General features: G+C 45.9%; 14 protein-coding genes. 11 read left to right on the top strand and 3 right to left on the bottom strand.

The window, feature by feature from the left end; translation table 11 throughout:
* Positions 1-206: 206 nt before the first annotated feature.
* The 6 genes from AB4154_RS16520 (at position 207) to AB4154_RS16495 (ending at position 5,626) form a co-directional block, all read left to right on the top strand.
* Positions 207-1,331 carry an ABC transporter substrate-binding protein gene (locus AB4154_RS16520; protein ID WP_136974561.1) on the top strand — a complete coding sequence of 375 codons (1,125 nt, stop codon included), beginning with the start codon at positions 207-209 and terminating at the stop codon, positions 1,329-1,331.
* 61 nt (positions 1,332-1,392) lie between these two features.
* Positions 1,393-2,271 (top strand): alkaline phosphatase family protein, encoded by an 879-nt coding sequence (locus AB4154_RS16515; protein ID WP_372123598.1) that lies wholly within the window; start codon positions 1,393-1,395, stop codon positions 2,269-2,271.
* A complete protein-coding gene (locus AB4154_RS16510; RefSeq protein WP_372123596.1) occupies positions 2,268-3,161 on the top strand; it encodes an ABC transporter permease in 894 nt (297 codons plus the stop codon). The genes AB4154_RS16515 and AB4154_RS16510 overlap by 4 nt, the downstream gene beginning before the upstream one ends.
* A complete protein-coding gene (locus AB4154_RS16505) occupies positions 3,161-3,946 on the top strand; it encodes an ABC transporter permease (protein ID WP_372123594.1) in 786 nt (261 codons plus the stop codon). Before AB4154_RS16510 ends, AB4154_RS16505 begins: the two co-directional genes overlap by 1 nt.
* Positions 3,946-4,965, top strand: a complete 1,020-nt coding sequence (locus AB4154_RS16500; protein ID WP_004732593.1) for an ABC transporter ATP-binding protein — start codon at positions 3,946-3,948, stop codon at positions 4,963-4,965. The genes AB4154_RS16505 and AB4154_RS16500 overlap by 1 nt, the downstream gene beginning before the upstream one ends.
* A gap of 1 nt (position 4,966) precedes the next feature.
* Positions 4,967-5,626, top strand: coding sequence for an HAD family phosphatase (locus AB4154_RS16495; protein ID WP_017091954.1), 660 nt, complete (start codon positions 4,967-4,969; stop codon positions 5,624-5,626).
* 75 nt (positions 5,627-5,701) lie between these two features.
* On the opposite strand, the gene AB4154_RS16490 is transcribed toward AB4154_RS16495, so the two are convergent.
* The 3 genes from AB4154_RS16490 to AB4154_RS16480 form a co-directional block, all read right to left on the bottom strand.
* The gene (locus AB4154_RS16490) at positions 5,702-6,367 is read right to left on the bottom strand and encodes a response regulator (protein ID WP_017094156.1); all 666 of its coding nucleotides are present in this window, start codon (positions 6,365-6,367) and stop codon (positions 5,702-5,704) included.
* Positions 6,364-7,734 carry an ATP-binding protein gene (locus tag AB4154_RS16485; protein ID WP_017061238.1) on the bottom strand — a complete coding sequence of 457 codons (1,371 nt, stop codon included), beginning with the start codon at positions 7,732-7,734 and terminating at the stop codon, positions 6,364-6,366. Before AB4154_RS16485 ends, AB4154_RS16490 begins: the two co-directional genes overlap by 4 nt.
* A gap of 288 nt (positions 7,735-8,022) precedes the next feature.
* Positions 8,023-8,268 (bottom strand): hypothetical protein, encoded by a 246-nt coding sequence (locus AB4154_RS16480; RefSeq protein WP_017072318.1) that lies wholly within the window; start codon positions 8,266-8,268, stop codon positions 8,023-8,025.
* Positions 8,269-8,569: 301 nt separating this feature from the next.
* Here AB4154_RS16480 and AB4154_RS16475 point away from each other — a divergent pair, with 301 nt between their 5' ends.
* The 5 genes from AB4154_RS16475 to maiA all read left to right on the top strand — a co-directional run bounded on the left by AB4154_RS16475 (position 8,570) and on the right by maiA (position 15,046).
* The gene (locus tag AB4154_RS16475; protein WP_065584491.1) at positions 8,570-10,618 is read left to right on the top strand and encodes a DUF3466 family protein; all 2,049 of its coding nucleotides are present in this window, start codon (positions 8,570-8,572) and stop codon (positions 10,616-10,618) included.
* A gap of 437 nt (positions 10,619-11,055) precedes the next feature.
* Positions 11,056-12,129 (top strand): 4-hydroxyphenylpyruvate dioxygenase, encoded by a 1,074-nt coding sequence (gene hppD, locus AB4154_RS16470; RefSeq protein ID WP_136973994.1) that lies wholly within the window; start codon positions 11,056-11,058, stop codon positions 12,127-12,129.
* Positions 12,122-13,252: a homogentisate 1,2-dioxygenase gene (locus tag AB4154_RS16465; protein ID WP_136973995.1), complete on the top strand. Its 1,131-nt coding sequence runs from the start codon at positions 12,122-12,124 to the stop codon at positions 13,250-13,252. Before hppD ends, AB4154_RS16465 begins: the two co-directional genes overlap by 8 nt.
* A 12-nt stretch (positions 13,253-13,264) precedes the next feature.
* Complete coding sequence (locus AB4154_RS16460; protein WP_136973996.1) at positions 13,265-14,302, top strand: fumarylacetoacetate hydrolase family protein; 1,038 nt, start codon at positions 13,265-13,267, stop codon at positions 14,300-14,302.
* 54 nt (positions 14,303-14,356) lie between these two features.
* The gene (gene maiA / locus AB4154_RS16455; protein WP_372123592.1) at positions 14,357-15,046 is read left to right on the top strand and encodes a maleylacetoacetate isomerase; all 690 of its coding nucleotides are present in this window, start codon (positions 14,357-14,359) and stop codon (positions 15,044-15,046) included.
* The last annotated feature ends 135 nt before the right edge of the window (positions 15,047-15,181 follow it).

The raw sequence follows: 15,181 nt of genomic DNA, 5'->3' as shown, positions 1-15,181 counted from the left end.
ATCTAGTCCATAAGTTCGTGTGCTTAATAAGGTAAACCATGGAGTTAACAGGAATGTGACAGTAAACAATGGCTTATTGTCATATGAGTGAAATATAACTGCCACGTAAATGCACTCGAACTGTCAAATAACTTACGGCAAACCGTCACATTCCGGCTATAGCATACAAAACGAACTTACTGACCTAGTCCAGAAGGATAGAGACAATGAAAACTTTGCTTAGCCGTTCAACTGTATCACCAGCTAAATTAATCGGTTCACCTGCAAAATTGATAGGCACAACCGCTAAATTGATTGGTGTAACAGGACTTACGGCAACACTTTCAATGCCAGCGATGGCGAAGGATGCTGATCTTGAGTCACTGATTGAAGCCGCTCAAAAAGAGGGTGCAGTTTACAGTGTGGGTATGCCAGACAGTTGGGCAAACTGGAAAGGCACATGGACTGATCTGAAAGCAAACTACGGTTTGAAGCATCAGGATACCGATATGAGCTCGGCTCAAGAGATCTCGAAATTTGAAGCAGAGAAAAGAAACGCAACTGCAGATATCGGTGATGTTGGTTTCGCCTTTGCACGTGTCGCTGTGCAGAAAGACGTAACGCAGCCATACAAGCCAACGACTTGGGATGACATTCCAGATTGGGCGAAAGACAAAGATGGTCACTGGGCTCTGGCTTACACAGGTACTATCTCGTTCATTTCAAACAATAATCTTGTTGAAGATGCCCCAAAATCTTGGAGTGACCTACTAGAAGGCGACTACAAAGTCACTGTTGGTGACGTAGGCGTAGCAGCACAAGCAAACAACGCGATTCTAGCGGCTGCATTTGCTAACGGTGGTGATGAGTCGAACCTAAAACCAGCGATTAAATTCTTTGGTGAACTAGCGAAGCAAGGCCGTCTATCTTACACAGATCCAAGCATTGCGAACCTTGAAAAAGGCGAAGTGGAAGTCGCGATCATGTGGGACTTCAACGCATTGAACTACCGCGACAAGATCGACCGTGAGCGCTTTACGGTAAGCATTCCACAAGATGGCTCAGTGATTTCTGGTTACACCACCATCATTAACAAATACGCACAAAACCCGAACGCGGCGAAGTTGGCTCGTGAATACATCTTCAGCGACCAAGGCCAAATCAACCTAGCAGAAGGTTACGCACGCCCAATCCGCAGCAACATTACGCTACCTCAATCAGTACAAGACAAGCTGATCTCAAACGATGAATACAGCAATGTTCACCCAGTGACTGACTTCTCAGCATGGGAAAAATCAGCACGTCGCCTGCCACGTCAATGGCAAGAAAGCGTATTGATTCACCAGCAATAACCCCGCTTAACACACCACCTGTAACGGGTGGCTTATAGAAACAAGCAATAGAGATTAGACCATGAGCAATAAGGTTATCCTTGTTGTTCTAGATGGACTGAACTATCAGGTAGCCCGTGATTGCATGGGCTACCTGAACGGTCTTCTAGAACTAAGTGATATGCAGATAAAACAGGGCGATTCGTACAATAAACAGAGCACTTCGCAGAGCACGCAAAAAAATAAGCTGCGCGCCACGCTTTACCCTGTGCAGTGCGAACTGCCATCTATGTCACGCCCACTGTATGAGTGCATTCTGACCGGTGTTCGCCCTGTCGAGAGTGGTATCGTCAACAATCAAATCGTGCGTTTATCGAATCACGAGTCGGTATTTAGCTTGGCGAAGTCGCAGAACAAAGTGACGGCAGCTGCGGCTTACCATTGGGTGAGCGAGTTATATAACCGAGCGCCATTTGATGCAGTACGCGACCGTTTCACCAACGATGAGACCATGAACATCCAACATGGTTGTTTCTACCACTGGGATCACTACCCAGACGAAGCCTTGTTCTTGGATGCAGAGCATCTGCGCGTCACTCATCAACCTGATTTCTTATTGATTCACCCAATGAACATTGACGACATGGGACACAAGCATGGGCTGGATTCTCGCCAGTACCGTAATAGTGCTCGTGGCGCGGATATCTACCTATCGAACTACCTTGAGAAATGGGTAGATGATGGTTATCAAGTGATCATCACCAGTGACCATGGCATGAACAATGACCTGTCTCATGGTGGCATTCTGCCTGAAGAGCGTGAAGTGCCTTTCTTTGTGATTGGCGATAAGTTTACACACCAAGCATGTTCAGTGAAACAGACCGATATCTGCGGTAGCGTCTGTCAGTTACTCAACCTTGAACACGATAAATCTTACACTCAGGAATTGTTGGCCCTATGAGCAGTTCTGTAATCACGCAGAGCGATGTCTCTGCGCTTCAACCCAAAACCAAATCTTTGTTTCAACGCTTCAAGCCTGCTTTGTGGCTTGCGCCTTTCGCGCTGTTTTTCTACTTGTTCCAACTGGCACCTATGGTTTGGGTGCTGATCAACAGCTTCTTCTATGACGACGAACTCTCTCTCGAAAACTATTCTGAAATATTCGATTCTGCCTTCATGATGCAGGCCTTCGGTAACAGTTTATGGTTGTCGATTTGGTCGAGCATTGTTGGCTTAGCGATCGCGACTCTGCTCGTCTCATCATTGCGCCGCGTTGATTCTAAAATCCGCGATGCGGTGATTGCCTTCACCAATATGAGCAGCAACTTCTCAGGCGTGCCTCTGTCGTTCGCATTCATCATCATCTTGGGCACCAACGGTGCGATCACCTTATTGCTCAAGCAGTATGGATTACTGGGCGATTTTGACTTGTACGGCAAGTGGGGTTTGCTGGCGATTTACATCTACTTCCAGATCCCATTGGCGGTGTTGTTGCTCTATCCAGCGTTTGATGCTCTGAGTGACGACTGGCAAGCCGCTTCGGCACTGCTTGGCGCGAAAACTTGGCAGTACTGGACCAAAATCGCGCTGCCTGTGCTATCTCCTGCCTTGTTCGGCACCTTCATCATCTTGATTGCCAATGCGATTGGTGCGTATGCGAGCGTGTATGCGTTGACCTCGGGCAACTACAACGTGATTACGATTCGAATTGCGAGCTTGGTATCGGGCGACCTGTTCCTAGAACCCAACCTAGCTGCCGCAATTTCCGTGATTCTGATGGCGATGCTGGCCTTCATCACCGTGATTAACCAATGGCTGATCAGCAAAAGCTACGCAGGGAAGAGAAAGTAATGAACACCGTAAATACTCGCTTTCATAAAAAGGTTGTCTATTCGATTGTCGGCACCATGATGATTCCGATCTTAGCGACCTTTATCTACTCGATCTCCTCGCGTTGGGGCGCCACTATCCTGCCGGATGGCTTCACGTTAGATTGGTACATCAACCTGCTGACGGATCCTCGCTTCTTGCAAGCCTTTGGTCGTTCGCTATTTATCTGTGTGGCGGCGCTGTCATTGAGTGTGGTGTTGGTTCTGCCTGCGATTTTCGTGGTGTTTTACTATTTTCCGAAACTCGACAAGGTGATGAATATCCTCATCTTATTGCCGTTCGCAGTGCCGCCAGTGGTGTCGTCGGTGGGTTTGCTTCAGCTGTATGCCGATAGCGAAATCTCACTGATAGGTACACCATGGATTCTGATTGGTACTTACTTCACCATCGCGCTGCCATTCATGTATCGCGCGATTGCCAATAGCTTTGAAGCGATCAACCTGCACGACTTGATGGACGCTGCTCACCTGCTCGGTGCAAGCACCACCAAGGCGTTCTTATTGATTATTCTGCCAAACCTTAAGAAAGGCTTAATGGCGTCGCTGTTCTTATCGTTTTCGTTCCTATTAGGCGAGTTCGTGTTCGCCAACATCTTGGTAGGAACACGCTACGAGACACTGCAAATCTACCTATACAACATGCGTCAAACCAGCGGCCACTTCACGTCAGCCCTAGTGATGACGTACTTCCTGTTTATTTTCTTACTGACTTGGTTGGCAAGTCGTTTCAGCCAGGGAACAAAATAATGAGCTATGTAAATGCGAAAAACCTCACCAAGCGCTTTGGTGACAACACGGTGTTTGAAGATATTGAATTTTCCATCGAGAAGGGCGAATTCATTACTCTGCTTGGCCCAAGTGGCTGTGGTAAATCGACTCTACTGCGCAGCTTGGCAGGCCTGAATCCTGTTGATGGTGGCGAGATCTGGGTCAACGGTGAAGAGATTACTCACCAAGTGCCACAACAGCGTGGCATCGGCATGGTGTTTCAATCTTATGCGCTGTTCCCGAACATGACGGTTGAAGGCAATATTGCGTTTGGCCTTAAGATGAAAAAGCTTGCTGCTGACGAGATTAAACGTGAAGTGGCGAAAGTGATTGGACTGGTGGACTTAACGGGTAAAGAGAAGTTCTACCCGCATCAGTTATCGGGCGGTCAGCGTCAGCGTGTTGCCTTGGCAAGAGCCTTGGTGGTCAAGCCGCGTATTCTATTGCTCGATGAACCGCTTTCTGCACTGGATGCCAAGATCCGTAAACACCTACGCCAACAGATCCGAGATATTCAAAAAGAGATGAACCTGACCACGATCTTCGTGACCCACGATCAGGAAGAAGCGATGATCATGTCTGACCGCATCTTCTTGATGAATAAAGGTGAGATCGTACAAGCGGGGACACCCGAAGAGATTTACACTCAACCTGCCAATGAGTTTGTTGCTGGGTTCATGGGGCACTACAATCTGGTGCAAGCGAACAAAGCCAAGCAACTTTTCAATATTGAAACCGAGTGGAAAGTGGCGATTCGTCCTGAATCTATCTACGTTAAAGAGCAAGGCCGACAGTATGGCGAGCATATCTCCGCGCCGAAAACGGGCACCATTCGCAACCACCAACTGCTAGGCAACGTGATTCGCTACCAAGTGGATGTCGATGAATGTGAATTAACTGTCGATTTACTTAACCGTTCCTCTGAGCGACTGTTGGCAAACGGCAGCCAACTTGAACTCCTGTTTAACCTTAACGAAATTCAACCTGTGAGAGCCTAAGATGTTCAAACCTTTGTATGTATTTGATATGGATGAAACGCTGATCAATGCCGATGCAGCGATGCTCTGGAATGAGTTCTTGGTTGAAAAGGGCATTGCCACAGCGCCCAACTTTATTGAAGAAGATAAGCGCTTAATGGGCTTGTATTCGGAAGGCAAACTGAACATGGAAGATTACCTCACGTTTTCCATGCAGCCTTTGGCCGATATGCCAACAGAGCAAGTCACCGCATTGGTGGAAGAGTGTGTTGAACAGCATATTTTGCCTAAGCAGTTCAAACAGTCGAAACCTTTGATTGAGCAGCTTGAGAATGATGATATCGACATGTTGATCATCTCAGCCAGCGTCACTTTCCTAGTAGAAGCGGTCGGCCGCAAGATTGGTATCGAGAACGCCCTCGGTATTGATTTGATTGAAAACCAAGGTCGTTTCACGTCTCAAATATCAGGCGTTCCAAGTTACCGAGAAGGTAAAGTGACGCGTTTGAAAGAGTGGTTAGACAATCAAGAAACTAACTACTCAGACATTCACTTTTATACGGATTCAATCAACGACTTACCTTTGTGTGAACACGCTGATTTTGCTTACCTAGTAAACCCATGCCCGCGTTTGAAAGCACTGGCTGATCAACCGAATTGGTCGATTCTCAACTGGGATTAACGCGAACCTTATATTCGATTTAGGTTCGTTCTAGAACTCATCAAGCCGCTGACTACAGCGGCTTTTTGATTCGTATTATTCTATTTCTAGTTTGTAACCTATCCCGTAAATGGATTTAATGTAGTCACATTTTTCATTTATCGAGACCATTTTTTTGCGTAAGTTTTTAATATGGCTATCGATAGTGCGATCACTGACCACTCTTCTATCGTCGTAGATTTTATCAATCAATTGATCGCGACTATAAATGCGGCCAACATTTTGATAGAGAAGGTGCAAAAGCCGAAACTCAGCTGGCGTTAAACTTAGCTTAATACCACATAGGACGGCGGTCATACTCAATTCATCAATATCAATGGCGTTCGTTGTTGACGTGGCTTGGGGCTTGTTGGAACGGCGCAAAATATTTTTCACCCTCACAACCACTTCTCTCGGGCTGTACGGCTTACATATATAATCATCTGCACCCAGTTCAAGCCCAACGAGTCGATCAATCTCTTCGACCTTGGCTGTCGCCATAACCACTGGGATGTCACTGAACGTTCTCAGCTCTCGATAAATATCCAACCCGTCTCGATTGGGTAGCATGAGGTCGAGAATAATGAGTTTAGGCGATGCTTGCTTTACCCAGTCAATGACAAGGTTACCATCGATAATATGATGACTTTCAAGGCCAGAGTGCTCTAAGTACTCACACAGTACACTTGCTAATGCAGGCTCATCTTCGACGACTAAAATCACGATTTTATTTCCTTTGGTAACGCTATGATGATTCGTAGTCCACCCAATTCTGAGTGGTCGGCAGTAATGTGTCCTTGGTGCGCTTCAACGATATTTTTACAGATAGATAAGCCAAGTCCAGAACCGCCACTTGAGCGACTGCGCGATTTATCAACGCGGTAAAGCCTCTCAAATAAACGTGGAAGTGATGCATCAGGTACACCTGGATCACTGTCTTCAACGTTGATAATAATACTATCACTAATGTCGGTAACATCTATCGATACATGCCCATTATCGCTAGTGTATCGTGCGCTATTTTCCAACAGATTCACAAACAGTTGTGTCAGTAATCTCTCATCACACGAGGTAAACAGTGGCGCCGAATGGTCATAGTGCTTTGTTAATGTGATGTTTTTTTGTTCTAAACGGATCGAGTTTTGAACGATCACAGAATCAATCAGTTTATGTATATCAACGTTGTTTTTAACATTGAGGTTAAATCCGATGTCATACAGGGAGAGTTGGTGAAGATCCTCAACGAGTTGACCCAGTGTGATGATTTGTTGATGTAACGAGTCGATGTATTTTGGTTCAGGTGATCGAATACCGTCTTGTAGCGCCTCTAGTTCACTTCTAAGCACGGTGATAGGCGTTCTAAGTTCATGTGAAATATCTGATAACCACTGTTCTCTAAGTGTTTTCTGTTTTCTTAGTGTCTCGACAACACCGTTGAATATTCCGATGAGATCGGACAATTCATCATTGCCGCTTTTTTTAATGTAGAAATCGAGATCGCCATTTTCGATAGATTTGGCACCTTTCGACAAAGCACGCAATGGTTTCAAAAATCGCCTAACAAGAAACAAAGAGATAAGGAATGAAAGCAACACGGTAATCGATGCGATAGTGCTTACATGCGTCGTTTGTTGTTTGAAAAAGCTTTCTGCTAAAGGCCCTGATATTTCATCCATCTGGACGATGGAGATATACCCAATAACTTGATCATCCAGTGTTATTTCGACTAGCGCTTGATGCTGACCATCTTCAAGGTGATGTAGGTTTTCAGGCGGTCCAATTATGGCTCGCCCGTCTTGATCTAAAATGTTGAGTCGTTGCCAAATAGGTTGAAGGCCTGGCGCTTCCGGCTCTCTTAATGGTGGTGGCGATGGGTGTCTGTCACGAGGATGTGGTCGTGAGGGGCCGCCAATGCTACTGGCGATTAAATGTGGTTCACGCTCTAGCCGCCTCCATTTTTCGGAAGGTGAGTAATATTGCTTTAAGTTATTGGCGAGTTCTTGAGCTAGGGCAATCTCATTATTATTTGTGAAATCTTGGAGCCCTCTTTGAAAACTGGAGTTAATAAAATAGGTCAGTACAAAGAGCATGGTCACGCACACCATTAGTATTGAAACAAACAGTTTGGTGAAAATTGATATGCGCACGTTCTCTCCAGAAATTAAAGTGAATTAAGACGATAGAGTGAGTTAAGACAATAAAATGAGATAAACCAATATTAGCCCTCGATCGTGTGGGAAATATGGACATTGATTTCTTTATTCATCTTAGGCCATGTATAAGCACTCTTTTGTTAGAAATGAATAGCGAGCTGACAGGGTGCTATACCCCATCAGCTCGCATTGAATTATCACTATTTTAGGATAACCCTCTAACCATTATTGACGTCTTGGTGGTGGTGGCGGAACTTCCTCTTCCGATAGACCACCGCTTCCATCTGCGTCTAGTTTATCAAAGTCATCGGCGAGTGGACCTCTGAGCTCTTCTAATTGTAATTCGCCATCACCGTTTGCATCCATTTCTTCAAAGCTTGGCATTTCTCTTGGGCCTTCACGGCTTTCAGCACACGCTTGAAGCGCGAATGTCGATGTCAGTAAAAGTAATGCTGTCGTGATTTTGTTCATAATTTAATTCCTATTCGTAACCAAATATAAGTGTATTTCTTTGACGCAAATAGGTTAGCGATCAAATTAGCAGAGAAAATGGATAAATCTAGGAGATGAAAGTTAGCGTTTAACTTTAATAGGGCATCAGATCATCAGCCCATCAAGTCAGGTTGTTTAAACCTCCATTGTTTCTACATAGTTTCCACATTTTCTATTTTTATCCTAGTCCACTATTGAACTCATGAATTTAATGCCTTTAGCAATAAAGGCAGAAAGCTATCGTTGGTATTGAAATGGATTATTTTTTAGGAGCCGTAGAATGAAGGCAATGGTAAAAAAATCAGTCGTTGTCTCTTCTACGTTGTTGGTTGCTTCTTATAGTAACGCTGCGCTTTATAGGGTGGTTTTGGAGGAATCACCAGTAGAAACTGAATCGGTGTATGGGGTCGCAGTTGAACCAGAGCTTGGTACAACGGATTGCTTTAGTACCAGTTGTGGTGACACCGACTACGCATTCGCAGGGGAAGCTCAAAATGCAGAACCAGGTTTTTCCTTTAAAGAGGAGGTCCCCTTTGGTATCGATAACACGTTCTACTATTTGGATTATGACGATATCTATAGCTACTGCACGAGCGAACTTGGCTACGCGACTTGTGAAGCTTGGAGTTCTTTATTGTGGTATGGCGATGATGATGCGGGCATTGGAGGCTTGAAAAATGAGCGTGATGCGTATTACGGGCTGAGCTATCAGACCAATTCCACGGCTTTTTATGATTCTTCTTCGCTAAGCGAGATCCCAGATGTTGGCAGCAACCCACCTGATGTGAGCAGTTATAGTTATTCCTTTGTTGATGGAACAGAGGAGAAGGTCATCACTAAAGTTGACGAGAATGGTTTTGTTCTTGGTAACACCAGCAGTGGTTACTACAGTTATAACAACCAATATATTCAGTTGTATAGGCAGCGTGGTTACTACGATACAGGCACTGAATTTACGGTTCTCCAACCTGAAGCCGATACCAGCATTACGATTAGCGATGCTGACGGCGAAGCGAATATAATATCCCAAATGGGAAGAACGATGGCTTTTGACTCTTTCAGTTATGGAGGGGAAAGCTATGTGGTCGGAAGCGCGTCCGTTGCGACTTTTTATTACAGTGATGGATACAAAGATTATGACTCTCCGTACACATCCGACAGTGATGCTGAGGATCTAGATAATTGTATCGATGAAGATATTGAGCCTGCTTTATATCCAGAGTGTCAGAACTTTGCTTTTGCTAATCGAGCTTTTGTCTGGAATATAACCGATGCGAATGGTCCCAATGATGATGGAAACCGTTTTGCAGTATCCGATTGGGAAACCAGTTCGACCTATTACTCTTACAACGATGATGAAGCTTCAGCACAAGCGAGTGTGAGGGCTGCAACGATTTCGTCTAGAGGGACATATAGCTCTTATCCTGTTTTAGTTGGTTACAATACGGAACTAGATGATTCAGATAACTTTCTTATGCAGGCTGCTGTGTTTAGGCCAAGCAGTACGTCAAATTTCAGCGTTTCGGAAAATGCTTGGACGACTACATTTATCGCTAATGCGACGGTAGAAGTGAGTGATTCATACATTCACAGTAATTCTGTCGCAACAGACATTAATGAAAACATGATGGTTATTGGTTATGCAAAAAGAGATGGTGATTATCCGTCGGATCGTGTGTCTGATAATCGTATGTTCGTCGCTGATGCGAATGACACAACGCCAACAGCCACATTCTTCGCAAGTTTAGGTGAAGACATTTTCTTTGACAGTGCAGAGGGAAAAGCAAGTGAGATCAACAGCTACAATGAAATCGTTGGCTATGTTGACGCCGAAACTCACGCTGAAGTAGACGGACATGAAAGAAGGCATCGCGGCTTCATTTTCCCTTATAACGACACTGGTACCGATGCTGATAGACGTGCAAGATATAATGATCAAGCTTGGTGGTTAGACGACCTAACTAACGGTGGTGACGACAGTGATGCCAACAACCACTTTAGAATATTGGACGCAACCGACATTAATGACGCGGGTGTTATCTCAGGGACGGCAATACAATGTTTTGCGAGTGAAAGTAGCTCCTCTTCTATGGCTTATGATTCAACCGCACACTTTGCTTATTGTAATGATGGAGTAGGTGACGAGAGGGTGGTGGCTGTAAAACTTATCCCGATATCTGGAGCAACAAGTGAAGACATTGCTGAAAGAAGTGATGATAGCGCTGAAGATGTTGAACGTAGTGGTGCCGGTACCGGGCTATTGGTGCTTATCAGTTTAATGTCCGTGCTTTCAGTTCGCTTGAAAAAGTCTCGTTCTGTGATTGCCTAAATTGATGACGTGCTCACGAGAGAAACAACCTCTATTTGACCGTCAACCATTAAAGTAATGGGTTAGGTTTGATACTTCGTCCCATAAGAATACCGCTGGGATATGAAGCTTTTTAAAAGAGCATCACCTGTTTTGTGATGCTCTTTTTACGTTCAACATACACTTATCTCTTTCTGCTTTAGCCAAAAAAATCACTTGTAACAATTAAGTAACATCTCTTGCTTTGCTGTAAATCAAACCACCACTCTTCAATCCCTTGATAGCACTCACTTTCCTGTTGTGAGGGTTTGTGTGTAACAATTATTTTACAATTTGACGGGTTTTTAGCGTTATTGCCCATTTCCTTCGATGCATTCCAATCTTTCCGCTTGTGGGCCAAATTTAATTAAGGACAAAAAACACGTAATACAAAACCAATAGGTACAAGGAGAAAGTTCATGGTGGATACATACAACCCGCTTGGTACGGATGGATTCGAGTTTGTTGAATACACGGCCGTTGACCACAAGGGAATCGAGCAACTTAAAGCGCTGTTTGTGTCACTTGGTTTTGCCGAGATCGCTAAGCACCGTTCAAAAGAGGCTTGGCTGTATCGACAAGGTGACATCAACTTTATCGTCAATGAGCAGCCACACAGCCAAGCGGAAGCGTTCGCTAAAGTTCACGGCCCATCGGTGTGTGGCATGGCTTTTCGTGTTAACGATGCAACTGCGGCAATGACACAAGCTTTCAGCGGCGGTGGCGAAGAGTATAAAACAGAAATTGGACCGATGGAGCTGAGCATTCCTGCCATTTACGGCATCGGTGAAAGCCTGCTCTATTTTGTGGATCGCTACGGCAAGCAGAGCATCTACGACGTTGACTTCCGATTCTATGATGACGCGGAAGAGCGCATGGCGAAAGCCGATGTTGGTCTTTATGAGATCGATCACCTCACGCACAACGTGAAACAAGGCAATATGGACCTGTGGTCTGGTTTTTATGAGCGTATCGGTAACTTCCGTGAAATTCGCTATTTCGACATTGAAGGTAAGCTGACAGGCCTTGTGAGCCGCGCCATGACCTCACCATGTGGCAAAATCCGCATCCCTATCAATGAGTCTTCAGACGACAAATCACAAATTGAAGAGTTCATTCGTGAATACAACGGCGAAGGTATCCAACACATCGCACTTGCTACGGATGATATCTACAAAACGGTGAAAACCTTGCGTGATCGCGGCATGGACTTTATGCCAACTCCTGACACCTACTATGAGAAAGTTGACGATCGTGTGAAAGGCCACGGTGAAGACACCGAACTGCTGCGAGACCTACGTGTTCTGATTGATGGCGCGCCGACCAAAGACGGCATCTTGCTGCAAATTTTCACGCAGACGGTGATCGGGCCTGTGTTCTTTGAAATCATTCAGCGTAAAGGCAATGAAGGCTTTGGTGAAGGTAACTTCAAGGCGCTGTTTGAATCGATTGAAGAGGACCAGATTCGTCGAGGAGTATTAGACGATGCATAAATGGATCTCGTTTCCTCATCGGGAGGGGGTGTGCTCTAAACAAGCGCATGCCGACTTCCCCGAAGAGGCAATTTATGAGCGAGAGGCGGGCCGAAGTGGATTCTTCGGCCCTGCCGCTCATTTTCATCACCAACATGCCCCAACAGGTTGGTCGGAGTGGGAAGGTGATTTACGCCCTCGCGCTTTTGATTTTACGCTGGTGGAAAAAGCCAGCCAGATAACCCCTTGGGCGGTGCCTCATCTTTTGCACAACGCTGACTGCAAAATCCGAGTGTGGCGCATGGACGAGAAGATGGATTTCTTGGTGCGTAATTCTGATGGTGATGAGCTGCTGTTCATTCACCAAGGTAGCGCCGATCTCTATTGTGACTATGGTCATCTAGCCGTGAGTGAAGGGGATTACGTGATGATCCCGCGCTCAACCAACTGGCGTTTAGAGCCAAGTGAGCCGATGTTCATCTTGATGATTGAGAACACAGACGCGGCTTACTCCCTGCCAGAGAAAGGCATGGTCGGTAATCACGCGGTGTTTGATCCGGCGGTGCTCGACATACCTTCTATCAATGAGCAATTCCGCGCTCAGTATTCAGAAAATCAAACTCAGGTTCAGGTGAAACGCCACGACAAAGTCAGTGTGATCACCTATCCGTTCAATCCATTGGATGCAATTGGTTGGCATGGCGACTTAGCGGTGGTGAAAGTGAATTGGCGCGATATCAGACCGCTGATGTCACATCGTTACCACTTGCCACCGTCAGCACACACCACTTTTGTTGGCGCAGGCTTTGTGGTGTGCACCTTTGTACCACGCCCGATTGAGAGCGACCCCGGTGCATTGAAAGTGCCTTTCTATCACAACAATGATGATTACGATGAAGTGCTGTTCTATCACGCTGGTGACTTTTTTAGCCGCGACAACATTGAAGCGGGCATGGTGACCTTTCACCCGGCGGGGTTTACGCATGGGCCTCATCCAAAGGCCTTCAAGGCTGGGCAAGCGCACAAGAAGAAGTTTACCGATGAAGTGGCGGTGATGATCGATACTCGCCATGCGCTGCAGTTCTCTGAGGAACTCGATAGCGTTGAAAACAAAGAATATGTCTACAGTTGGCAAGAGAAGTAAGGGGCAACAAGGATGAAATTAGCAACCAAGAAAAATGGTACTCGCGATGGCCTATTGATGGTCGTGAGTAGAGACCTTAAACAGTGCGTGCCAGCGACGGAGATTTTCCACGCGATGCATCTGGCGCCAACCATGCAAGTCGCTTTGGATAATTGGGAAAGCGTTGCGCCTCAGTTAGAAGAGTTATACACCTCGTTAAACAACGGGCATGTGACGGGCAGTGAAGTGTTTGCGCCTCAATATTGTGAATCGCCTCTGCCACGCGCTTATCAATGGGCAGATGGCAGTGCGTATGTAAACCACGTTGAGCTGGTGCGTAAGGCTCGTGGTGCTGAAATGCCAGAAAGCTTCTGGGTTGACCCGCTTATGTATCAAGGCGGCTCAGATGCCTTTATTGGGCCACGTGACAACATTGAATTTGCCAGTGACGAATGGGGTATCGATTTCGAGGGTGAAGTTGCGGTTGTCACCGGAGATGTGCCAATGGGAGCCAGCGCCAAGCAAGCGCATGATTCGATTCGTCTGCTAATGTTAGTGAATGATGTGTCGCTGCGTGGTTTGATTCCGGCTGAGCTCGCTAAGGGCTTTGGTTTCTTCCAATCCAAGCCCTCTTCAGCGTTCTCTCCGGTTGCTGTTACGCCCGATGAGCTGGGTGAACAGTGGAAAGGGAGCAAAGTGCACCTGCCACTGACTTCAACCTACAACGACACACCTTTTGGTTGTCCGAATGCCGGTGTGGATATGACTTTCAATTTTGCCGAGTTAGTTGTGCATGCTGCGAAAACTCGACCACTGTCGGCAGGGGCGATCATAGGTTCGGGCACGGTTTCTAATAAGCAAGGCACTGATCACGGTACCTCGATTGCGGAAGGTGGAGTGGGTTACTCCTGCATTGCTGAAGTACGCATGATAGAGACGATTCGTGATGGTAAGCCGTCGACTCAATTTATGTCGTTTGGTGATTCGATTCGTCTAGAGATGTTCGATGCAGCGGGTGACTCGATCTTTGGCGCGATTGACCAAAAAGTCAGTCAATATCGACCACTCTAATTACAATGACAAGAGTAAAACCACAGAGAGGCACGTTATGAACGAGGGCTCTTTATGAACAAGAAGATCACACTCTATGGTTATTGGCGCTCTTCGGCAGCCTATCGAGTGCGTATTGGATTGAACCTCAAGCAACTTAGCTATGAGTCGAAATCGGTGCATTTGGTGCGTAATGGCGGTGAGCAGCATGATCTACAATATCGCGAGCTCAATGCCAGTGAGTTAGTGCCTGTGCTGGTGGATGGTGAAGTTAAACTCAATCAGTCGCTGACTATTTTGCAATATTTGGATGAAAGCTATTTATGTGAGAGCAGCCCAGACTCATTGTTGATTCCCGAGCAAACACCATTGCGCTATCAAGCACTGGCGATGGCTCAGGACATTGCGATGGAAATTCATCCTCTTAATAACCTGCGCGTGTTGCAGTATTTGGATCGAGAATTGTCGTGCGAGCAAGAGGTGAAAATGGATTGGCTTCACTATTGGATGAGCCAAGGTTTCTGTGCTCTAGAAGAGAAGTTGGCAAAGCACAGAAAAGCACATGGCGACTCGGTGTATAGCCTCACCTATTCACCTTGTATCGTCGATATTTGCTTAGTGCCACAAGTCTATAATGCACTGCGTTTTGGCGTTGATATGTCGCCGTATCCGTTGATTAACTCGATTGTTGAAGCGTGTAATCAGTTACCCGCTTTTATTGGGGCGATGCCAGAGAACCAAGCGGATGCGAATGCACCGATGTGAACGGAAACAAAGATTTATTTTGCTAAATTGAGGATGTTTTTTGAAAAGAGGGGAGAAACCTGGACTGAGTATCCAAATATTTAACCTGTTCTAATAAGAGTTCGAACGCATGCTTTTGTCTTTATACCAATTAAA

Source organism: Vibrio sp. 10N.286.51.B11 (genome assembly GCF_041469245.1).
Lineage (GTDB): Bacteria > Pseudomonadota > Gammaproteobacteria > Enterobacterales > Vibrionaceae > Vibrio > Vibrio crassostreae_C.
The sequence above is the reverse complement of the archived record's forward strand: the minus strand, read 5'-3'. Positions and strand labels throughout refer to the sequence as shown.

Coding starts and splice junctions, on each gene's coding strand:
- AB4154_RS16465 (WP_136973995.1), top strand. CDS start 12,122: ATGCATAAATGGATCTCGTTTCCTCATCGGGAGGGGGTGTGCTCTAAA.
- AB4154_RS16485 (WP_017061238.1), bottom strand. CDS start 7,734: ATGCTCTTTGTACTGACCTATTTTATTAACTCCAGTTTTCAAAGAGGG.
- AB4154_RS16475 (WP_065584491.1), top strand. CDS start 8,570: ATGAAGGCAATGGTAAAAAAATCAGTCGTTGTCTCTTCTACGTTGTTG.
- AB4154_RS16510 (WP_372123596.1), top strand. CDS start 2,268: ATGAGCAGTTCTGTAATCACGCAGAGCGATGTCTCTGCGCTTCAACCC.
- maiA (WP_372123592.1), top strand. CDS start 14,357: ATGAACAAGAAGATCACACTCTATGGTTATTGGCGCTCTTCGGCAGCC.
- AB4154_RS16500 (WP_004732593.1), top strand. CDS start 3,946: ATGAGCTATGTAAATGCGAAAAACCTCACCAAGCGCTTTGGTGACAAC.
- AB4154_RS16495 (WP_017091954.1), top strand. CDS start 4,967: ATGTTCAAACCTTTGTATGTATTTGATATGGATGAAACGCTGATCAAT.
- AB4154_RS16480 (WP_017072318.1), bottom strand. CDS start 8,268: ATGAACAAAATCACGACAGCATTACTTTTACTGACATCGACATTCGCG.
- AB4154_RS16515 (WP_372123598.1), top strand. CDS start 1,393: ATGAGCAATAAGGTTATCCTTGTTGTTCTAGATGGACTGAACTATCAG.
- AB4154_RS16520 (WP_136974561.1), top strand. CDS start 207: ATGAAAACTTTGCTTAGCCGTTCAACTGTATCACCAGCTAAATTAATC.
- hppD (WP_136973994.1), top strand. CDS start 11,056: ATGGTGGATACATACAACCCGCTTGGTACGGATGGATTCGAGTTTGTT.
- AB4154_RS16460 (WP_136973996.1), top strand. CDS start 13,265: ATGAAATTAGCAACCAAGAAAAATGGTACTCGCGATGGCCTATTGATG.
- AB4154_RS16505 (WP_372123594.1), top strand. CDS start 3,161: ATGAACACCGTAAATACTCGCTTTCATAAAAAGGTTGTCTATTCGATT.